The sequence below is a fragment of the Lachnotalea glycerini genome (assembly GCF_003201285.1).
Classification (GTDB): domain Bacteria; phylum Bacillota; class Clostridia; order Lachnospirales; family Lachnospiraceae; genus Lachnotalea; species Lachnotalea glycerini.
The window spans coordinates 1-21,890 of the sequence record NZ_QICS01000018.1; the positions used below are offsets into that span (position 1 = coordinate 1).

Sequence of the window (21,890 nt, forward strand, 5' to 3'; positions counted from 1 at the left end):
AAAACATTACTCACTTTTTATGAGAATTATAAAAGGCCGTAATCCAGTAAATACAGTGGATTCCAGCCTTTTTTAACGTTACAACTGTCAAACATGAGATTATATAACAAAATAGAAAAAATGCAACAAAAATATTAAAGATTTATAACAGTTATTCTTTACACAAATCTATAAACTTTCTGATTGCATCTGTTAAAAATTTATTATTGTGCCATACAATATAGTGTTGCCGGGTAAAATCAGCATCAACGATATCTTTCGTGCTTATTATCCCATTCTCTATGTCAGCGTTTACTAACTGCTTCGGCAAGAAAGAAATCCCAATTCCATAGCTTACTGCACGTACAATCGCCTGTGTACTGGTGCTTTCCCACATAGGTGAAATCTGTAAATCCCGCATTTCAAAGTAGTTGTCTAAAAGTGCCCGACTTGTACTTCCTTTCTCTCTTAATAAAATGGGATAATCCATAATATCCTCTAACTTAATCTTCTGTTTTTCTAATAACGGATGCCTAGGTGGTGTAACTAATATAAGGTGATCCGTACCAACTTGTTCAGTATGTAACTCTTCACTCGCAACCCTGCCTTCAATCAGAGCAATGTCCAATTCATTATCTAGCAATTTTTTTTGTAAATTTACTCCATTCGTAATAATAACTTTAATACTTAGGTCTTCATACTGTTTTTGAAAACGGCTGACTAGTTGTGGAAGAAAGTAATTTCCTAAAGTAACGCTTGCACCAATACGGATAACACCAAACTTATCCCCATTTCTCATTTCCATTTCCATTGTATCAAAAACATCAATAATATGAAGTGACTTAGAATAGAATAAATGCGCACTTTCCGTTGCAAATAAACGTCGTCTAATGCGTTCAAAAAGACAAATTCCATAATAACTTTCAATTTCTTGAATTGCACGTGTTACTGCTGGCTGTGTCATATGGAGTAATTCTGCTGCTTTGGTAATATTCTGAGTACGATATACCTGTATAAAAATCTTCATATGCTTTATTGTCATAGTAATTCTCTTTCATACCAAAATTGTATTATATATATATAATAATAGCATTATATGTATATACTTTCAAGTGATACAATAAGTGAAAAGAGACCTTATAAAAAAGTTCAAATCAACAAACGTTTTTATAACGTTTTCTTTCTAGAGTGAATGAAAGGAATTGATATATAAATATGAAATCAGAAAAAAAACACAATAGTAAACTAACAACACTAACAAAATTGTTTTTAAGCACTTTGTATATTAGTGCCTTTACCTTTGGCGGTGGATTTGTCATTATCACTTTCATGAAGCGAAAATTTGTAGATGAACTGCATTGGATTGATGAGGAAGAAATGTTGAACTTAGCAGCTTTGGCACAATCTGCTCCTGGAGCAATTGCAGTGAATGCAGCTATTTTAGTAGGATGGCGTGTTGCAGGATTCTTAGGAATGATAGTTTCAATTATTGGCACTATATTACCGCCCATGATTATATTATCCGTTATTTCATTTTTCTATGCTGAATTTGCCACTAACTTATATGTCACATTTGCATTAAAAGGAATGCAGGCAGGTGTTGCAGCAGTCATTCTTGATGTTGTTTTTGGTCTTGGCTCAAATGTATTGAAAGAAAAATCTATTCTTAGTGTCACTATTTTGATTGCTGCCTTTATAGCCACTTACTTTTTGGACATCAACGTGATTTTCATTATTCTTGCCGCAATAATGGTTGGTATTATGAAAGAATTAATCTATCTTAGAAAGGAGCATACATTATGATTTATCTACAATTATTATTGAGTTTTATGCAGGTCGGACTTTTTAGTATAGGTGGTGGATATGCAGCAATACCGTTGATACAAAATCAAGTCGTTGATACGCATTCTTGGCTTACATTAAATGAATTTACCAATTTAATCACGATTGCAGAAATGACTCCAGGTCCTATCGCAGTAAATTCTGCAACCTTTGTCGGAATACGTGTCGCTGGATTTGGCGGTGCCGTTATTTCTACTTTTGGCTGTATTTTACCATCCTGTTTTATTGTTTCATTATTAGCTTTTATTTACTACAAATTTAAAGGGGTATCCACAATTCAAAGTGTACTATCCTCCCTAAGGCCTGCCGTAGTCGCATTGATAGCCGCCGCAGGACTGTCTATTCTACAATTAGTTTTGTTTAATGATGACTCAATTATGCTAAAAAACATAAACTGGATTGGGGCCGCAACGTTTTTAACTGCTTTTATAATATTAAGAAAATGGAAATGGAATCCAATTTTGGTAATGAGTCTTTGCGGAGTTTTCAGTCTGATTATTAATTTAATATAATGATTGCTGGTGCACAGGTTCCGTATCTGGATCATACGCCAATTTTATACTTTTACAGGATTGATCTCCAAACACAAGGATACGGTTAGATATTAAATATTCTAAATATTTTTTAAAATCCATTCTGCCGCCAGCCTAATCCAAGGCTGTATTTCTGTTACAACCTCACCTGTTTCCATCGTCCCCAAGGCAAGACCATGGTGTCCTTTTTCAAAAACGTGAAAAGAAAATGCTACCTTTGCTTTTCTCATTGCATTTACCAAGAGAAGTGAATTCTCAACAGGTACCGCCTGATCCTCAAAGGTATGCCATACAAATGACTTAGGCATTGTCTCATCTACCTGCTTTTCCAAAGACAGCAGCTCTCTCCAATTACAGTCTTTAACCCTATCACCAAGTAAATTTTTAAAACTGTCTTGATGGGCAAATTCCCCTGAGGTAATAACAGGATAAGATAATACCAATGCATTTGGTTTAATTTCTTCTTGATTCACTTTCAGCTCTCTTAAAACAAAATCCTTATTCCAAAAGGTTCCAAGACTGGCTGCTAGATGCCCTCCTGCCGAAAAACCAAGAACTACGATTTTTTCAGGATCAACATGCCATTTTTTTGCCGATTCCCGAACTAACTTCACACTTTTTGCTAATTGATTCAGAGAGGTTGGAAATTGAGCCGGTGCACAGCTATAATTTAATACACAGGCATGCAGACCGAAGCTGTTCATTTTCAGGGCAATTGGCTCACCTTCCTTAGATGCTGTACCAATATACCCTCCTCCTGGGCAGACAAGCACCAATGGTCTTGTTTTTTCCGGATCAATCGTATTGTCCACAATATAGGTTGTTAATTTAGCCTTAAATCCATTATCTTCTATTTCTATTGTATCATTTATCATATACTTGCTCCTTATTATATCTGCTTTCATTCGTTCGTTGATTTATCCTGCATTCTCTACCTTTATCACTTGATTCGTTTTTACATTCCTTCTATATATAACCAATATATTCCAATTAAATTAATTTACTATACGTACGATTTATCGATCTTAACAACAGGAATATAGTTTTCCCAAGAACTTATTATAATATCTTCAATCTGCTTTTTAACCTCTTCATCACTCAGTACAAATTCAAATGGTACAACCGCATCGAAAATTAAATTCGTATGAGTACTTCCCCTTACCATTCTAAAATCATGTATTGTAATATCTTCACCGATTACTCTAACTTTCTCTTCCACCGCTCTACGCATTTGAAATACCATCGTATCATCAATGGCAATCGGGTCCATGTGTATTACTGCTTCACAACCTAGTTTCCTATTAAGTTCCATTTCAATGCAGTCAATTGCATCATGCAGTTTAAAAATATCTTCATTACTTGGTACCTCACCATGCAAGGATATCATAAGACGTCCCGGACCATAATCATGAATAACTAAATCATGTATTCCTATTATCTCCTCATGTGCCAGCACCATTTCCTCTATTTGCTTTACCAGATTACAATCCGGAACCTGTCCAAGCAATGGCGAAAGTGTATCCTTAGCTGCATGATAGCCGGAATACAAAATAAATATTGCAACCAATATACCACTCCAGCCATCCATTTCAACATTGGTAAGCTTCATAACAATAACAGATAATAAAACCGCAAGAGTTGCCACAGAATCCGATAAGCTATCCGTAGCTGTTGCTTTCATCGCAGGCGAATCGATTTTATTACCTAATTTACTATTATAAAACGACATATAAAGCTTAACTACAATAGAGAATACTAATATAATAAATGTGACCGTACTTGTGTCAACCGGTGAAGGAGAAATTATTTTTGCAATAGATGATTTTGCTAATTCAAATCCAACTAGAATAATTGCCATTGATACAATAAAGCCCGACAAATACTCAATTCTTCCATGTCCAAAGGGATGCTTGGCATCTGGCTTTTTTCCTGAAAAATGAAAGCCAATTAATGTAATTACGCTAGAGCCTGCATCCGAAAGGTTATTAAAGGCATCCGCAGTAATTGCTATAGAACCGCTTATCACTCCGGCAAAATATTTCCCGATAAACAATAAAATGTTTAAAAAAATGCCTACCATGCTGCTAAGCATACCATATTCACGCCGGACTTTTGCATCTGCTATATTCTCCTTGTCCTTAATAAATATTCGAGCTAGTAATGAAATCATATAATTACTCCTTTACTGGTTACTCATCAACTGAAAATTTTAATCCCCATGAGGATCTAATACGATCCATGATATTTAGTACCTCTAAACTATCTCGATTGGTCAATACTTCGCTTTCAAGCCGGCCTTCTAGAATGCAGCGGTTTGTCTCTCTAATCTGATATTCAAACCCATTTATTTCAAATGGCATATCAATTTCATAAGATTTTCCCCCATATTGTTTGATATACATTTTTTCGGCTCTATGATAGTTTGGAAAATGAATGGAGCCTTTCGTTCCATAAATCACACTTTCTGTTGGAATTTCCATTCCTATGCAGGTGGTAATTGTTGCCGTTTTATCTCCAGGAAACTGAAAAATAACCGTACTAAATTCGTCAGTCCCATACTCATTCATAGTCACCTTTGATTCAAAGCTTTTAGGCTTTTCTTTCATTACCATCCAGACAAAGCCAATGTTGTAAATTCCTACATCCATTATAGCACCACCACCAAGTGAAAGCTCAAACTTTCTTTTTTTGCTCTTGCTAGTCATAAATCCATAATCTGCACGAATATGTTTTACTTCCCCAATCTCACCTCGTGCTACTATTTCAAGCATTTTTTTATGCAATGGCAAATGTTTAATCCAAAAAGCCTCCATAATAAATAATTTTTTCTCTTTTGCTATTTGATACAAACTTCTGGCATCTTTGGCATTTAACGTTAACGGCTTTTCACACAAGACATGCTTTCCATGATTTAAACACTGTACGCAATTTTCATAGTGCATGGAATTTGGAGTAGCGATATAGATGACATTTACTTCATTGTCCTTACAAAGCTCCTCATAGGAAGCATACCACTTAGCTGCATGAAATTTCTCAGCAAATTTTTTCGCATTTTCCTCATTTCTGGATGCAACTGCCGTTAAAACAACTTCATCTCCCATTTGAAGAAGAGTTTCTGCAAATTGATTCGCAATCGCACCCGTAGCCATAATTCCCCATTTTAGCATACACATTCTCCTATTCTATCAATCTATTAAAATATTATACATGAATATAATAAGAAAAAACAGGAAAAAAATTTTTATTTTCTTCCTGTTTTTTTCTATTATCTACAAATAGTCACCATTACTTTTTATAACCTGTTGATACCAGTAAAAGCTGTCCTTTTTCAAGCGCTTATAGCTTCCTTTTTCACTATCATCACGGTCTACGTAAATAAAGCCATATCGTTTTCTCATTTCTCCTGTAGTAAATGAAACCAAATCAATACAACCCCATACGGTATAGCCCAATAAATCCACGCCATCCTCTTCTACTGCTTTCTTCATTTCCGCAATATGCTCTTTTAAAAATTGTATACGATTGTTATCATGAACCTTGTTGCAATCCAAATTATCCTCATAGCCAAAACCATTTTCCACTATGAACAAAGGTATTTCATAACGGTCATAATACTGATTTAAAATATATCGAAGCCCCAATGGATCAATCGACCACCCCCAAGAGGTTGCAGCTAAATAAGGATTTTCAACTGCATCTGCATTTCCTGCCAAATCATTTCCCGTATGCGACATATCTGGATCTGTACTAACCGTATTACTTAAATAATAGCTAAATCCTAAATAATCCACACAGCCTTTTTCTATTATCTGTAAATCCTCTTGTGTTATGTCTAATTTGTATCCTCTTCGCTCCCAATCTTTTTGTATATAGGATGGGTAGTGTCCCCTAACCTGTACATCACTGAAATATAAATTTTTACGATCCTCTTTTTGTGCTAATAAGACATCCTCCGGGCGGCAAGAATATGCATAATTAGGTGTAGCTGCAATCATTGCACCAATTTTGAAATCTGCATTCATTTCATGCCCTTTCCTAACAGTGATTGCACTGGCAACAAATTGATAATGAGCCGCCTGATATACTGCTTTTAAACGATCTTCTCCTTCCTGAAACACAATACCTGAATTTGTATAGGCAAAAATTGTGTTGGTCAGAATCATCTGATTATTAATTTCATTAAAGGTCATCCAATATTTTACTTTATTCTTATAACGTTTCATCACTACCGTAGAAAAGTTCACAAAAAATTTAATTAATTTTCGATTTCTCCAGCCGCCATATTTCTCTACAAGATAATATGGCATTTCAAAATGCGAAAGGGTAATGATAGGTTCCATATTATACTGCTTTATTTCATCAAACAAATCATCATAGAATTTTAAACCTGCTTCATTTGGCTTTTCTTCATCTCCATTTGGAAAAATTCTACTCCAGGCTATGCTTGTTCGCAGACAACGAAATCCCATTTCAGCAAACAATTTAACATCTTCTTTATATAAATCATAAAATTTGATTCCGTCATGATTTGGATAGTACTTATCCATCTGTACACCTTTGGTAATTTCTCTTGGCTGGTCAACACTTCCATTCGTCATTACATCCGCAATACTTAACCCCTTTCCATCTGTTAAGTATGCTCCCTCTACTTGGTGAGCGGCTATTGCACCACCCCACAAAAAATTCTCTTTCATAAAATTCTCCTTTTAAACTACAACTTGATAAACTGTCTCACCTTTTGAAATCTGCTTTTTATCGTTTAAAATTATTTCATTACATTCATCTGCATTAGAAATCAGAATAGGAGAAGCTAATGAATAACCCATTTGGCCGATTCTCTCACGTTCAAAATGAATCAGCTTTTGTCCTGCTTTTACCATATCTCCAAATTGAACAAAGCATTCAAACCCATCCCCATTTAGCATCACTGTATTAATTCCAACGTGAACCAAAATATCGATTCCATCTTCCGTCGTAATTCCAACTGCATGCTTGGAATCAAATAAGGCTGTAATCTTACCGTCACACGGTGCATATACATCATCATTTTTAGGCAGAATAGCAACTCCTTTTCCAGCAACTCCACTTGAAAATACTTCATCCTTCACCTCTTTTAATGGAATAATTTCTCCATCAAAAGGAGAAATTATGTCAATCACCTTTCCGTCTATTTGTTTCAAATTTTTTTCTATAACTTCTGACTCTTCTTGATCTTCCACAACAAAATCAACCTTATCCGCTGGTGTGATTCCCCAAAAATATGTCAAAACGATACCAATTACTAACGATGCGCTAATACCAAGTAAAAATCCGCTATATGGAGAATATGTTTGCATAACAAGTGAGAATATATTATGGAATACATAGGCATCACAAGTAACATGAAGAGTACCATTAATAGCACCTCCAATACCACTAGAAAGAATAATTACCGTAATTAGTCGTTTATAATTCATAACAATACCATAAAGTATCGGTTCCGTTACTCCTGCAAATATTCCAGTTAAAATGGACGGTCCTGCAATTTTTTTAATTTTAGAATGCTTTTTACCCTTTAAATAAGCTCCTATGGCAATACCTATCTCTGCATATACTGCACATACTGCAACACCTTCAATGACATCTCCTCCATAAACACTTAGATTTTGAAGAGTAATTGGCGTAAATCCCCAATGCAAGCCTAAAATAGTCAAAAATGGATAAGTAGCACCCAAAATAAATCCTGCCACCGTATCATTGAACTGAAAAAGCCATATTACAATATTTGATACTCCATCTCCCACTACAGTGCCAAATGGTCCAAACACAAGTATGGAGAAAGGTACCATAATCATTAATGACAACATTGGAACTAAAAAAAGCTGTAATTCCTGTTTAATAATTTTCTTTAGTCCTTTTTCCAAAATTCCATATACCATCATAGCTACAAAGATAGGGAATACAGTTGCTGCGTAGTCAACCGGCGTTAGTGGTATTCCGAAAAAGTTAACCTTATCTTCCAAACCAATTAATGCAGTGAAATTAGGTTCAAGCAACGCTGCTCCAATTGCGCCTCCCACATAAGCATTTGCACCAAACTGCTTTGCTAAAGTAATTCCTAAGAAAATGGGCAAGAAGTAGAATACGGAATTGCCTGCTGCTGAAAATATTGCATAGTTTGCATCCGTTGCCTGTAACGCTCCTATTTCCGTTAAAACAGTCAACAATGCTTTAATCATACCGGCTCCTGCCAGCAATGGAATTAAAGGTGAAAAAGCTCCTGATATCACTTTCAAAATCTTTTCACCAATATTTCCTTCTGTCTTTTCAAGCACTTTTTCTTTTGTTCCAATTCCAGTAAGCTCATTAATAGTCATGTAATAATCATGCACTGCCGGTCCAATCACTACTTGATACTGCCCTCCACTAATTACAACCTGTAGGACAAAAGGCAGCTTTGATAATGCCTCTTTATCTGCTTTGCTCTTATCCTTCAAAGAAAATCTCAGCCTTGTTGCACAATGCACCAGACTAATGATATTCTTTTCACCTCCCACATAAGCAATAATTTGTTTTGATTCATCTAAATATTTCATATTTTCCTACATTCCTTTCGCTTCGCTCAAGGCACACACAAGTTATGAAAAATGTTGTGCCCCTCCTCTTTGTAAGTTCGCCTCAAAATCTACTTTATTTTTCACTCTTTTCTCCTTTTTGATAAAATAGATTTTTATTATTTTAAACAAAAAAACTCAGAACAAATTAATCTCATTTAATTAATTGTTCTGAGTTATGCCTGCCTTACAGTAACACCTCTAGTTCATATTCATTCTATTTAAATGTAATGTCAAAAATAGCATTTCTCCCTGGCTTATATCCCAATCATAGGTTTGCTTTAAAAATTGTGCTATTTTCTTTGAACATTTAAAATCCTTTTGGCATTTCTCCAATATTGTTTCTGCCAGAGAATAGTCCATATTAAGCCTATCACCTTGAATCTGCCTTTTGACAAAAAAACGTATATGTGTAATAAACCTTTTTACATCAAAATTTTCTTCACTGAATTCTTTTCCATAATATAACTTTGTAATATTTAAAATATTTTGAATTATTTTTGTACACATAATAGTTTCCTGCATCTCACTATGCTCAAAATTTGAATTGATAAAATGAAGCGCTATAAATGCAGCTTCCTGATTTGGAATTTTGTGTCCTGTCTTTTCGTTTAAATCAGCAACTACATTTTTTGCAAACTTATATTCCTCCGGATAAATCAGCTTAATATCCCACTCAAGAGGATTTGTAAAATACAAGCCTTGCTCAGCTCTTTGAAGCATCATAGACAAGTGATCTGATAAAGTGAGTAAAATGATATCATTACAATGGTATCCAAGTCTTTCTTCTCCTTTTTTAATGATATTGCTGGCCAGTTCAATATCACTAATGCTGATTCTTTTTAGCAAACTATCGAAATCCTTTTTGATACCCTCTGAATCTAATATAAATCTTTTTTCTACCAAAGAGGCATCAATTGAATTGCCTGGCTTAACATTAAATGCTACACCCTTACCCATAACAACTTGTTCTTTTTTATCGTCATTTTGTACAAATGCCACATTGTTGTTTAGTGCCTTTATCAGCTTCATTCTTTCACACCTCTTTAAAATAAAAAAACATGACTTAAAATATGTTAAAACACATATCCTCAGTCATGCCTGCTCTACCAGTAACACTCTATTGCCATGATACAACGATTTTAACAAAATGTCAATGCTATTTTATTTATTCTTCATTTTTCAAAACAATCTGTATATATTATTACGATTATTATTCACTATTTTAGTAAAATCACCCATTTAAATAGAATTTATACATTTATTTGCAGTAACATTACAGTATACTTTTTTATTGAATCTTTCTTGCTTTCATATAAACTAGATCTTATATATCAGCCTTTCTTCCCACTCATATAGTGCCTCGTCAAAATCTAGCTTTTTCTTTATCTCTTCTATCAATACATTTCTCTCTTCATCACTTAATAATGCAAATACCCTATTGCACTCCTCCTGATAAAAGCATTCCTGTAACAGCTCCTTCAAATCGGACAGGCTTTTGACCCTTTTCTTTATTAATTCTATTCTAGCCTCTAAACTTTGTTTCTTCATTACTTCTATTAATTCTCTAAGTGCTTCATCCTCCATAGAGCCGCCTTCTCTATATTTTTTCTCCTGTATGCTTTTTGGGTCCTTTACCTCTATCAATACCTGCTGTAAGCTATGCTGTTTGATACCTAGCATTAGAACATAAGCAATTTCGTTAATATCTTTTTTAAGATATTCAAATAAACAGATATCGCCTTTAAATTGTTCCATAACAAAGCTTTGAAGTGTATCATTTAATATCTGCCGGATTTTATCTTGCTCCTTATCTTGAAACAATTCCTCTATTTCAATTCTTTGCATTTCACCAATGCTTAAGCAATTCAAATCTTGCTTTGTAAGTAGGCGTCCCAAAGAATTACGAAGCACAATGCTTGCTATATTTATTATTAGACCCGAATAATCTCGGTGATAAGCTATGAGAATTTTCTCAACCTCTTCTTTCGAAAAATAGCCTAAAAATTCTTGCTCCAAAGAGGTTCTGTATAAATATTCATAGATTAGATCAATTCCTTGTATATTTTTAACCTCACAAATCAGCGGATAGTCAAGCGTTAAAAGATGATTCGTTGCATCAAAATCCACATCATAGCGTTCAAAAAATGCTTTCATCCCATCTATTATCGTTTCGCGATAGCAGTCGTTATGGTAATCCTCAAACCGGACACATAATGAAGCAAATAGCTTCTTTGCCCTCTTAATTTTATCCTTTTTCTTATTTAATCCTATCTCAAATGCCTTCATTGCAGTTAAATTGTTATTGCCCTCTGATAATTCATACGATTCCTCATAAGCCGTTGCATGAGAGACATCAAAATCTACCTCCTGTATACAATAGAGAACTGAGGACAATATTTGTCTTGCTGTTTGATAGGTAACGGAGGTACTTTCATTACTTGTGTATTTTCTAACGCGCTTTGCTACAACTTGTAACAGCTCTTCTTCACTAAATTTCATTTTCTTCCTCACCTGCTCCTATAAAACCAATTCCTTCGCTTCTGATTTTTCTGCAAAATGCATCAAGACAACTTCCTTCCAGATAATCCAAGTCACCTTGACATTTTCCGTTGAAGCATTCTTTCATATAACTAAGTAATTCATCATCCGTTACTTCATCCAATGCTTCATTCTTATAGATATAGAAAATCTCCTGAAGTCCTTCTAACGTATCCACATAATTATCCTGATAGATAAAAGGTGAGTCACAAAATTCATAAATAATTTTAGAAAGTATGCCCTCTCCAAATTCTACTCTTTCTTCTTGTCTTAGACTATTTTTTCTACTATCTAGAAGTTGTAATGCTTCTTTTGATGATAAACTTAACCCGAATTTATTGGTGTAGCTATTGCACTTGATCACTTTTTGTAATTGTTCTTTTCCATTACTCATCATTAGTTCAAATAACTGTTTTTCCTCCATAAAAGCCTCACCTTTCCTATTAGGATTTGATTGTACTCCTTCCAGTTACACCATACAAGACTTGAAAAAATCCCTTTTTTGTGTTATTATATAAGTATAAAATTCTGTCCAAAGTAGCTTCTGATATGCATTTTTCTTTTTTTTACTTTTTCTAACATTTCTTGTTTTAAATTGTTTTCATTTATTCAATTTTCTTTCATTTCCATTTGTTTTTTTTCATAAAGTTTAAAAGTTCTTTAATTTGGAAAACTGTGTCGTGAAAACGACAGAAAGATGCTTGCATTTTGCATATCAGCTTTTTACTGCACAATATAGCTTTTCGCAAGTAGATACGATTTTAAGTAATTTAACCAACCTGATTTTTTAATTGTATGCAATCGGAACGACAGGATTTGAACCTGCGACCCCTACCTCCCTAAGATAGTGCTCTACCAAGCTGAGCCACGTTCCGCCCTTGATTTATGGGTTGTTACGAAAACAAAAACACCGCCCCCGAAGCTCCAAAGTCTTCAAAAACAGTGCTCTAATGCGCCAACAGAGGCTCGAACTCTGGACACCCTGATTAAGAGTCAGGTGCTCTACCAACTGAGCTATTAGCGCTTATTTCCTACTCGCTGCTAATGCAACGCAAAAATTATTATATTACAAAACTTTGAAGATTGCAAGTACTTTCTTTTAATTTTCTTAATTATTTATTAGAATTTAATATAGCTCTTGAAACAATCTATAATAAGCCATATAATACTTTGTATACTTTGTTTTGCTATAATCAAAATACGGTAAAGATAAAGCAATTGATAAGGAGAAATTCATGAACGACATTAAAAACAATAAATTTGAATCCAATAAGAAATACTTTACCATATGTATCTATACTATATTTGTAATATTGGTAGGTTCAATTATTATCAAACTGATAATGTCATGGGAGGAAGCCGTTACCACCATAAATAAATACGCCAGCGCAGTGTCTCCATTTTTAATTGGCGCCTTTATTGCCTATTTAATTAATCCGCTAATGAAGTATTTTGATCAAAAAATATTTACTAACCTGTTAAAAATTAAATCTGCAAGAAAAAGAAAGTATTTTTCTTTAGCTCTATCCTATGCTTTAGTAATAGGATTAATTTATATTTGTTTTTATTATATTATTCCACAGCTTTTTACAAGTCTAACTGATTTGATACAATCTATTCCTTTGTTTTATGATAAAATTTATGAGTTTTTAAATAATTTAGAAACAAATTATCCAGATATTGATTTTAATTATATTAATAATTTACTTGATAAAGCTTTACCCAACATGGTAGATACACTTAAAAATTTTGTAACGAATGCCATCCCGCTTATTTATTCAACCAGTGTTTCAGTTATTAGATGGCTGCTGAATATTATAATAGCAATTATTGTATCAATTTACATGTTATCAGATAAAAACGTATTGCAAAAAAACTTCAAGCGTTTTATATATGCTTTTTTTCCAACAAATTTTACAAACAATTTTATGAAAACATTAGGAGAATGCAACAAAATATTTAGCGGGTTTATTATAGGAAAATCCATAGATTCTTTGATTATAGGTATTATCTGTTTTGTGTTAATGTCAATATTTAAGATGCCATATCCGTTAGTAATCAGTGCGATTGTTGGTGTTACAAATATGATTCCTTATTTTGGTCCATTTATAGGTGCTGTCCCAGGTACTATAATATTATTATTAATCAGTCCATTAAAATCTCTGGGATTTATAATTTTAATCCTAGTATTACAACAATTTGACGGTCTGTACCTTGGTCCCAAAATTCTTGGTAATTCTACAGGCTTAAAGCCTCTTTGGATTATATTCGCAATCACAATCGGCGGAAGTCTAGCCGGAGTGGCCGGAATGTTTTTTGGAGTTCCTTTAATGGCTGTATTTACTTATTTGGCAAACCAGATGATTGAAAAAAAATTAAAAACTAAAAATATTACGATAAATACTGACTCAGAATAGCATACTGTAATTTATAAATTATAAAAAATAAGACTTAATGAATTTGTTTCACTACCCATTAAGTCTTATTTTTAAGTAAAATTACATTACCAGTTTATTCTTTAATACATCCTTTGAAACTGCTCCTACCACAGTTTCCTCCAAAGAACCATTTTTAAATATCATAAAGGTCGGTACTGACATTACATTATATTTAGAAGCAATTACTCTGCTTTCATCCACATCAATTTTTCCTACTTTTGCAAGACCTTCTACCTCATTTGCGATTGCCTCTACAACAGGTCCCATCATCTTGCACGGTCCACACCACTCTGCATAGAAATCAACCAATACAGGAAGATTTGATTTTAGTACTTCCTCGTCAAAATTATTATCATTAATTACTATAGCCATAATTTCTCCCTTCGTTTCTTAATTACTTATCATTTTTACCGCTTATTAACTTGCTTACCTCATCAAACGATCTTTTAATTGTAACGATTTTAGAGTTCAATTCAACCTTATCATATGTATATTTACTAATTTTATTCTTGATTTTCTTACTTGCTTTCATTTTATATCCTTCTGGCTTTTTCATATCTTATGTTGTACCATAGGAATTATTTACATATTTCTATAAGCAATTAATTTATTAATTGGAACGTTCTGCTTAGAAAACTTCTCTTCATATTCTGTCATTACATTACCTTTATTTTTCTTCTCATCATTATGTAAATCATAAGTATAATCCTTTATTTTCCAACCTGCTTTCGGAATCTCTTCAATCGAAAAATCGAATAAAGGCCTGTTATCCGTTTTAAACTCAACTATACCGTCCAATTTTAATATCTGATTATATTTTTCAAAAAAAGACTGCGAAGTTAACCTCCTTTTTGCGTGCCTGTCCTTAGGCCAGGGATCTGAAAAATTTAAATAAATTTTACTCACTTCAGATGGGTTAAATACAGTAAGGATATTATCCGCATCCATTTTGATAAAACGCAGGTTATTAAATTCTAAATCACTTATTTTTTCAATGGCACGAACTAAAACACTGGTATATTTTTCGATTCCCACATAATTTATATCAGGATTCATCTGTGCCAATGTTGTAATAAATCTGCCTTTTCCCATTCCAATTTCTATATGAATTGGATTTTTATTGCCAAAAACGTTACTCCAATTTCCTTTTTCTGGTTCTTGAATTACATAATTACAGGCATCAATTATATCATTTGAACCTTTTACATTTCTTAATCTCATTTCTCAACCTCTTAACAAATTTTAAAATAATGATAAATAAATTATTAAATCATTTTCTATTGTACATTATTTTATACTATTTTTAAAGTTTATTAATTTTTTTGTCGAATTTTTTGTCATAATGACTATAGATTTTTATTTAAAAAGGAGTATTATTAAAGCAGGTATTTTCTAAAATAATTCCGGAAATACTGATATTAAAGCTTTTTACGACTTGAGCACTATAGCATACATTTTAAATTATTTTGCATATATTAATAAAATCGTCGTAAATAAATAATATATAGGAGGATAGTTATGGAAAAGGTAGTTAATAAGCTATCTGAAATTGAAGCTGCAGCTGTTACCATTATGGAAAGCGCTAATTCAAGAAAAAAAGAAATTTCTGATAGTATGGATGTAAAGATAACAGAGTTCGATAAAAAAATCGATGCTGAGACTTCCCAGACTCTTTCTGAATTGACCCAAAAGCTTCAGGCTGATACAGAGCATGAGCTTAATGAACTTAAGATAAACACACAGAAAGCGCTAGATGCTTTAGACGAAGAATATAATAAAAATCATTCCGCTATAGCAAATCAAATATTCAACACTATAATAAGGGAGTGATTTTATGTATAAACTGCTATCCTATAGTGGCGTAACCACTAAAATACGAGCAATGGAAAGTAATCTGCTTACAGAAGATGATTATAGAGAACTTGCCTCTCTTAAAAGTGTCAGTGAAGCTGCTGTTTTTTTAAGGAACAAATCTGCCTATAGAAATTTATTTGCTGATGTTGATGAAACCCGCTTACATCGTGGACAGATAGAGCGTTTATTGAAGCTTTCCCTATACAGGGATTTTACAAATATTTATAAATTTTCAAATCCTGAGCAACGTAAGTTTTTAATGTTTTATTTTATGCGATATGAAGCTTCCATATTAAAAACTTGTATGCGATCTGTTTTAAATGGAAGCTCTGATATACCTAATAAAGACATTGTCAGAGATTTTTTTGAACATTTTTCTGCCATTAATATGGATCAATTATTTGTTGTTCATACGATTGAAGAATTTGTTGCTTGTTTAAAAGGTACGAACTATTACAAGCCTTTATCAAAGCTTTTAACCTTGTCATCCCCTACTTTGTTTGATTATGAGATGACACTTGACCTATATTATTTTTCTCATCTTTGGAAACAGAGTCAAAAACTATTAAAGGGTAAAGAATTAAAAAGCTTATCAGAATCTTACGGCAGTAAAATTGAAATGCTTAATATTCAATGGATTTATCGTTCAAAAAAATATTATAACATGACAGCTGCCGATATTTATGCTTTACTAATACCAGTTTCTTACAAAATAAAAAAACAGGAGCTTATGCGACTTGTCGAATCTGCAAATATGGAGGATTTTAATTCAAATTTATCCACAACATATTATGCTAAAATTGTATTACCAGATACCTTAACAGGAGAAAAACTTGAGGATTTGTATAACAAAATACTTGATAAGATCAATATTAAAAGTGCGCGAAGAAATCCATATTCTGTAGCCAGTATGAATATGTACTTATCCAGAAAAGATCATGAGGTTTCAAGAATAACGAATGCTCTGGAATGTATTCGTTATGGCTTAGATTCTGGTGAAACTTTAAAATATTTAATAAAATAACCGGGGGGGGTGAAGCTGTGATTGTTAAAATGAAATTCTTAAGTATAACCGGACCTAAATCTGATATTGACCGTGTAGCTGAAAAATACCTTTCTAAATATGAAATTCAGTTGGAAAATACACTATCAGAGCTTAAAACCGTTCAGAACTTAAGACCTTACGTTGAAATAAATCCTTACAAAAATTTATTAGTCAAAGCTAAGGATTATTTAAATCTCATTGACCAAAAAGAGACTATTAAACCTGCATCAGTTACTTTAGAAGAGGCTGTAAAGGTGATTCAACGTCTAGACATAACAGTTAACGATTTAAAAGAGAAACGCCAGACATTAGAAAATGAGAAAGCAAAGTATTTAGATCTTTTGCATAAGATTGAACCATTTCGAGAATTAAATTATGATGTAGAAAAGATTCTTGACTTTAAATTTATTAAATATCGTTTCGGTAAAATATCCAGAGAATACTTTGCCAAATTGGAACGATATGTTTATGACAACTTAGATACTATTTTCTATAAATGTCATGTTGATGAAAACTATGTGTGGGGAGTATACTTTCTACCCGCATCACAGGAGGAGAAAATAGATGCTATATTTTCCTCTATGCATTTTGAACGACTTTTTATTCCTGCGGAATACAGCGGAACACCCGATCATGCCTTTCAAATATTGGAAGATGAGGTAAACGGTGTTAATGCTGAAATTGCCAAAATAAATCAACAGATTTCAAAGGAAATAGACTCGTCAAAAACTATCATATACACAGCAAGTGAAAAACTAGAATCTCTATCGAGAAATTTTGATGTCAGAAAGCTAGCGGCTTGCACTAAAAATGAAAATCCCGTATTTTATATCATTTGCGGTTGGATGACTGAAAGAGATGCTGATTCATTTGCAATGGACATAGAGAATGATGAAAACGTATATTGTATTATAGAGGATGACCATAATAATATATTCAGCAGCCCTCCTACTAAGCTTAATAATCCAAAGATATTTAAGCCTTTTGAGATGTTCCTTAGAATGTATGGTTTACCAGCTTATAATGAGTTTGATCCCACCATTTTTTTGGCAATCACATATACTTTTATTTTTGGTTGTATGTTTGGTGATGCCGGACAAGGATTCTTACTTTTTGCAGGAGGAGCCTTACTTTATAAGCTAAAGAAATTGGACATTGCAGCAATTGTATCAATGGCAGGTATTTTTTCAACTATATTTGGTGTTTTATACGGAAGTTTGTTTGGATTTGAGGACATAATTCCCGCCATATGGCTTCATCCTATGAAAACATACATTACACTACCTGTTATGGGTACACTAAATACGGTATTAGTATTAGCAGTCGCATTTGGTATGGGATTAATCCTTGTATCAATGATAATTAATATAATAAATGGCATTAAACAAAAAAATATAGAAAAGATATTTTTTGACACTAATGGTGTTGCTGGTCTGTTATTCTATGCGTCAATTGTTGGCTCAATCGTACTTATTATGACTGGTAATACATTGCCTGGTGGAGTTCTATTATTTATTATGTTTGGTATTCCACTAATTTTGATAGCATTTAAGGAGCCAATCACTGCTCTGATTGAAAAGAAAGCAGAAGCTATGCCTAAGGAAGTGGGAATGTACTTAGTTCAAACGATATTTGAGTTATTTGAAATTGTATTAAGCTATATGACTAACACGATTTCCTTTGTCCGTATTGGAGCCTTTGCACTCAGCCACGCCGGTATGATGGAGGTTGTAATGACTTTAGCCGGTGTAGAAAATGGAAGTTCACCTAACTGGCCAATATTTATTATTGGTAATCTGGTTGTTATGGCTATGGAAGGACTTATTGTTGGTATTCATGTATTACGTCTTGAGTACTATGAGATGTTTAGCAGATTTTTCTCTGGTAACGGTAGAGAATTTATACCGTATTCCAAACAAAAACAGTAATTTTTAGATGAAAGAGGAGGTCACATTATGTTGACAAAAATTATTTTAGTAATTGCACTAATTCTTAGTATTATCATTCCTTTTGGAGCATATTTAATTGGAGAGAAAAACAAAGGACGCTTTAAAACTTCATTAGGAGTAAATGTATTCTTTTTCTTTGGAACTTTGATTTTAGCTAATATTTTATTATTCGGAGGTAATGCACATGCTGCTGATGCTGTTGCTACAGCTTCAAGCTCTGGTTCAGGCTTAGGTTACATTGCTGCTGCTTTATCTACTGGTTTATCTTGCGTTGGTGCCGGTATCGCCGTTGCAAGTTCCGCAAGTGCTGCTCTTGGCGCAATTAGTGAAGATTCAAGTATCCTTGGTAAATCTCTTATCTTCGTTGCTCTTGCAGAGGGAGTTGCTCTTTACGGACTTATTGTTTCAATCATGATTTTAGGAAAGCTATAATGATATGAAAATGTATCTTATTAGTGATAATGTCGATACCTATACAGGAATGAGACTTGCAGGTGTGGAAGGTGCAGTAGTTCATGAAAGAAATGAACTAAAAAGTGAATTGGAAAAGGTACTGGCCGATAAATCAATTGGAATTATATTATTAACTGAGAAATTTGGCCGAGAATTTCCTGATATTATTGATGATGTTAAATTAAACAGAAAGCTTCCACTGATTGTAGAAATTCCTGATAGACACGGAACCGGTCGTAAGCCTGACTTTATCACTTCATATGTTAACGAAGCCATCGGTTTAAAGCTTTAGAAAGAAAGATAGGTGAAACTATTGACAATAGAAGAAAAACTACAACACTTCCAAGATTTTACTATGCAGGATGCCCGCGATAAAAGTAATCAGATGTTAGATGAATACAGTGCATCTCTAGACAAAATATTCGAAGAACATAGAGAAAAAAAGCTGCGCCAGGCTCAATTAGAAATTAAAACGCAAACAGAAAGCTTGAAGCATGATAGGAATAAGGAACTATCTAAGCAGCATCTTCATATCAAAAGAAATATAACGAAAAAGCAAGAAAACTTAAAAGAAAAGCTTTTTGTAGAGGTTAAAGATTTGCTTTGTAAATTTATGGAATCTGCTGAATATAATCAATTACTAATATCTCAGATCAAGGCCGCTAAAAATTTTGCCAAAGATCAGAATATAACCATATATCTTGATCCTGCCGATTCCTCAAGACGCTCTAGTCTCGAAGTATCAACCAACACAATGCTTACTGTCAGTAAATATTCCTTTATCGGAGGAATAAGGGCTATCATACCAGATAAAAATATCCTAATAGATAACTCATTTGAAACAAAGCTTTCAGAAGCAAAAGCAAATTTTACTTTTAATGGAGGTATCTCCAATGACTAAAACTGGTATTATTTATGGGGTAAACGGACCAATTGTATACCTAAGAGGAAATACAGGCTTTAAGATGGCTGAAATGGTTTACGTTGGAAAAGAACATTTAGTAGGGGAAGTGATTAATCTTACCTCAGATACAACAACTGTACAGGTTTTTGAAGAAACAACCGGTATTAAACCAGGAGAAGAAGTGACAGCTACAGGAGATGCTATTTCCGTAACTCTTGGACCTGGTATTTTAAACAATATATTTGACGGTATTGAACGTCCTCTTAGCGAAATCGCAAAGGATGGAGGCGCATACATTAACAGAGGTGTTAGTGTTGATTCTCTGGATACAAAAAAGCAATGGGATGTTCATATGACAATTACAAAAGGGCAGGAAGTACATGGAGGAACAATCATAGCAGAAGTTCCAGAAACATCTGCTATCACTCATAAATCAATGGTGCCTCCAAATGCCAATGGTCAAATTATAAGTGTTATGCCTGATGGCAAATACACCATAACAGACACCATAGCAGTTATACAATTAGATGATGGGTCAGAAATGAATCTTACACTGGCACAGAAATGGCCAATTCGTATACCAAGACCTACTCTGAAGCGTTATCCTGCCTCAAAACCACTTATAACAGGACAAAGAATACTAGATACCTTGTTTCCAATTGCTAAAGGTGGTACTGCCGCAATTCCCGGAGGATTTGGTACAGGCAAAACAATGACACAACATCAGATAGCTAAATGGTCAGACGCTGATATTATCATATATATTGGTTGTGGCGAACGTGGAAATGAGATGACTCAGGTATTGGAAGACTTCTCAAAATTAGTTGACCCAAAATCAGGAAATCCTTTGATGGATCGAACCACACTAATAGCAAATACCTCCAATATGCCAGTTGCCGCTCGTGAAGCAAGTATCTATACAGGTATCACATTAGCAGAATATTACAGAGATATGGGTTATGACGTAGCAATCATGGCAGACTCCACTTCTCGTTGGGCAGAAGCACTTCGTGAATTGTCAGGTCGTTTAGAAGAAATGCCTGCTGAGGAAGGATTTCCTGCTTACCTTGCTTCCAGATTATCAGCTTTTTATGAAAGAGCCGGTATGATGGCCAACTTAAATGGAACAGAAGGCTCCGTATCCATTATTGGCGCTGTATCTCCGCAAGGAGGAGATTTTTCTGAACCTGTAACTCAAAATACAAAACGTTTTGTAAGATGCTTCTGGGGACTTGATAAATCTCTTGCATATGCAAGACACTTTCCTGCAATTCATTGGCTTACAAGCTATAGTGAATATTTGAATGATCTAGCACCTTGGTATAAAGATAACGTTTCAACGAACTTTATCGATTATCGTAACCAATTAATTGCACTTCTCAATCAGGAAAGCAGCTTAATGGAAATTGTTAAGTTAATCGGAAGTGATGTTTTACCAGATGAGCAAAAACTTGTGCTTGAAATTGCTAAGGTAATCCGTCTTGGTTTTCTTCAACAGAATGCATTTCATGCAGAAGATACATGCGTTCCAATGATTAAACAATGTAAAATGATGGAGATTATATTATATCTTTATACAAAATCCAGAGCATTAGTTACTATGGGTATGCCTATGTCCATACTAAAAGAAGATAATATATTTGAAAGAGTTATTTCAATTAAATACGATGTTTCAAATAATGAACTTGAGAAATTAGATGCTTACAAAAAAGATATTGATGATTTCTATAATAAAGTTATAGAAAAGAATGCATAGGGA

General features: G+C 33.6%; 22 protein-coding genes and 2 tRNA genes. 10 read left to right on the plus strand and 14 right to left on the minus strand.

Features of this window, described 5'->3' with window-relative positions; all coding sequences use genetic code 11:
- Positions 1–151 precede the first annotated feature (151 nt).
- Entirely contained in the window at positions 152–1,021 is an 870-nt protein-coding gene (locus C8E03_RS19855; protein WP_110291936.1) for a LysR family transcriptional regulator, read from the minus strand.
- Positions 1,022–1,194: 173 nt separating this feature from the next.
- On the opposite strand from C8E03_RS19855, the gene C8E03_RS19860 reads away from it, so the two are divergent.
- Positions 1,195–1,782, plus strand: coding sequence for a chromate transporter (locus C8E03_RS19860; protein WP_094377982.1), 588 nt, complete (start codon positions 1,195–1,197; stop codon positions 1,780–1,782).
- Positions 1,779–2,333 carry a chromate transporter gene (locus C8E03_RS19865; RefSeq protein ID WP_094377981.1) on the plus strand — a complete coding sequence of 185 codons (555 nt, stop codon included), beginning with the start codon at positions 1,779–1,781 and terminating at the stop codon, positions 2,331–2,333. The genes C8E03_RS19860 and C8E03_RS19865 overlap by 4 nt, the downstream gene beginning before the upstream one ends.
- 101 nt (positions 2,334–2,434) lie before the next feature.
- Here C8E03_RS19865 and C8E03_RS19870 read toward each other — a convergent pair whose 3' ends face one another.
- From C8E03_RS19870 to C8E03_RS19915, 10 genes are all read right to left on the minus strand, one after another.
- Entirely contained in the window at positions 2,435–3,229 is a 795-nt protein-coding gene (locus C8E03_RS19870) for an alpha/beta hydrolase (RefSeq protein ID WP_110291937.1), read from the minus strand.
- Between the two features lie 128 nt (positions 3,230–3,357).
- Complete coding sequence (locus C8E03_RS19875; RefSeq protein WP_094377979.1) at positions 3,358–4,524, minus strand: cation diffusion facilitator family transporter; 1,167 nt, start codon at positions 4,522–4,524, stop codon at positions 3,358–3,360.
- A gap of 19 nt (positions 4,525–4,543) precedes the next feature.
- Positions 4,544–5,521, minus strand: a complete 978-nt coding sequence (locus C8E03_RS19880; RefSeq protein WP_094377978.1) for a Gfo/Idh/MocA family protein — start codon at positions 5,519–5,521, stop codon at positions 4,544–4,546.
- Between the two features lie 102 nt (positions 5,522–5,623).
- Positions 5,624–7,048, minus strand: coding sequence for a 6-phospho-beta-glucosidase (locus C8E03_RS22290; protein WP_094377977.1), 1,425 nt, complete (start codon positions 7,046–7,048; stop codon positions 5,624–5,626).
- Between the two features lie 12 nt (positions 7,049–7,060).
- Complete coding sequence (locus C8E03_RS22295) at positions 7,061–8,929, minus strand: glucose PTS transporter subunit IIA (RefSeq protein WP_110291938.1); 1,869 nt, start codon at positions 8,927–8,929, stop codon at positions 7,061–7,063.
- A gap of 219 nt (positions 8,930–9,148) precedes the next feature.
- Complete coding sequence (locus C8E03_RS19895; RefSeq protein ID WP_094377975.1) at positions 9,149–9,979, minus strand: PRD domain-containing protein; 831 nt, start codon at positions 9,977–9,979, stop codon at positions 9,149–9,151.
- Positions 9,980–10,267: 288 nt separating this feature from the next.
- The gene (locus C8E03_RS19900; protein ID WP_110291939.1) at positions 10,268–11,449 is read right to left on the minus strand and encodes a DUF6179 domain-containing protein; all 1,182 of its coding nucleotides are present in this window, start codon (positions 11,447–11,449) and stop codon (positions 10,268–10,270) included.
- On the minus strand, positions 11,439–11,912 hold the full coding sequence (locus tag C8E03_RS19905) for a DUF6323 family protein (RefSeq protein WP_094377973.1): 474 nt from the start codon (positions 11,910–11,912) through the stop codon (positions 11,439–11,441). The genes C8E03_RS19900 and C8E03_RS19905 overlap by 11 nt, the downstream gene beginning before the upstream one ends.
- A 377-nt stretch (positions 11,913–12,289) precedes the next feature.
- Positions 12,290–12,363 (minus strand) — tRNA-Pro (locus C8E03_RS19910).
- A gap of 76 nt (positions 12,364–12,439) precedes the next feature.
- A tRNA-Lys gene (locus tag C8E03_RS19915) sits at positions 12,440–12,512 on the minus strand.
- A gap of 211 nt (positions 12,513–12,723) precedes the next feature.
- Between C8E03_RS19915 and C8E03_RS19920 the strand changes: the two genes are divergently transcribed.
- Positions 12,724–13,905: an AI-2E family transporter gene (locus C8E03_RS19920; protein WP_094377972.1), complete on the plus strand. Its 1,182-nt coding sequence runs from the start codon at positions 12,724–12,726 to the stop codon at positions 13,903–13,905.
- Positions 13,906–13,986: 81 nt separating this feature from the next.
- On the opposite strand, the gene trxA is transcribed toward C8E03_RS19920, so the two are convergent.
- From trxA to trmB, 3 genes are read right to left on the minus strand one after another with little or no spacing between them, the layout of a single operon-like run.
- Positions 13,987–14,298, minus strand: coding sequence for a thioredoxin (gene trxA, locus C8E03_RS19925; RefSeq protein WP_094377971.1), 312 nt, complete (start codon positions 14,296–14,298; stop codon positions 13,987–13,989).
- A gap of 22 nt (positions 14,299–14,320) precedes the next feature.
- The gene (locus C8E03_RS22140; protein ID WP_170123080.1) at positions 14,321–14,482 is read right to left on the minus strand and encodes a hypothetical protein; all 162 of its coding nucleotides are present in this window, start codon (positions 14,480–14,482) and stop codon (positions 14,321–14,323) included.
- Between the two features lie 26 nt (positions 14,483–14,508).
- Positions 14,509–15,147, minus strand: coding sequence for a tRNA (guanosine(46)-N7)-methyltransferase TrmB (trmB, locus tag C8E03_RS19930; RefSeq protein ID WP_110291940.1), 639 nt, complete (start codon positions 15,145–15,147; stop codon positions 14,509–14,511).
- A gap of 297 nt (positions 15,148–15,444) precedes the next feature.
- Between trmB and C8E03_RS19935 the strand changes: the two genes are divergently transcribed.
- From C8E03_RS19935 to C8E03_RS19965, 7 genes are read left to right on the plus strand one after another with little or no spacing between them, the layout of a single operon-like run.
- On the plus strand, positions 15,445–15,756 hold the full coding sequence (locus C8E03_RS19935; protein ID WP_110291941.1) for a hypothetical protein: 312 nt from the start codon (positions 15,445–15,447) through the stop codon (positions 15,754–15,756).
- A gap of 4 nt (positions 15,757–15,760) precedes the next feature.
- Positions 15,761–16,804: a V0D/AC39 family V-type ATPase subunit gene (locus C8E03_RS19940; RefSeq protein ID WP_110291942.1), complete on the plus strand. Its 1,044-nt coding sequence runs from the start codon at positions 15,761–15,763 to the stop codon at positions 16,802–16,804.
- 17 nt (positions 16,805–16,821) lie between these two features.
- Complete coding sequence (locus C8E03_RS19945) at positions 16,822–18,753, plus strand: V-type ATP synthase subunit I (RefSeq protein ID WP_094377967.1); 1,932 nt, start codon at positions 16,822–16,824, stop codon at positions 18,751–18,753.
- A gap of 27 nt (positions 18,754–18,780) precedes the next feature.
- Positions 18,781–19,206 carry an ATP synthase subunit C gene (locus tag C8E03_RS19950; protein WP_094377966.1) on the plus strand — a complete coding sequence of 142 codons (426 nt, stop codon included), beginning with the start codon at positions 18,781–18,783 and terminating at the stop codon, positions 19,204–19,206.
- 4 nt (positions 19,207–19,210) lie between these two features.
- Complete coding sequence (locus C8E03_RS19955) at positions 19,211–19,519, plus strand: V-type ATP synthase subunit F (RefSeq protein ID WP_094377965.1); 309 nt, start codon at positions 19,211–19,213, stop codon at positions 19,517–19,519.
- Positions 19,520–19,531: 12 nt separating this feature from the next.
- Entirely contained in the window at positions 19,532–20,128 is a 597-nt protein-coding gene (locus C8E03_RS19960) for a V-type ATP synthase subunit E (protein WP_242993662.1), read from the plus strand.
- Positions 20,121–21,887, plus strand: a complete 1,767-nt coding sequence (locus C8E03_RS19965; protein ID WP_094380124.1) for a V-type ATP synthase subunit A — start codon at positions 20,121–20,123, stop codon at positions 21,885–21,887. The genes C8E03_RS19960 and C8E03_RS19965 overlap by 8 nt, the downstream gene beginning before the upstream one ends.
- Positions 21,888–21,890 lie beyond the last annotated feature (3 nt).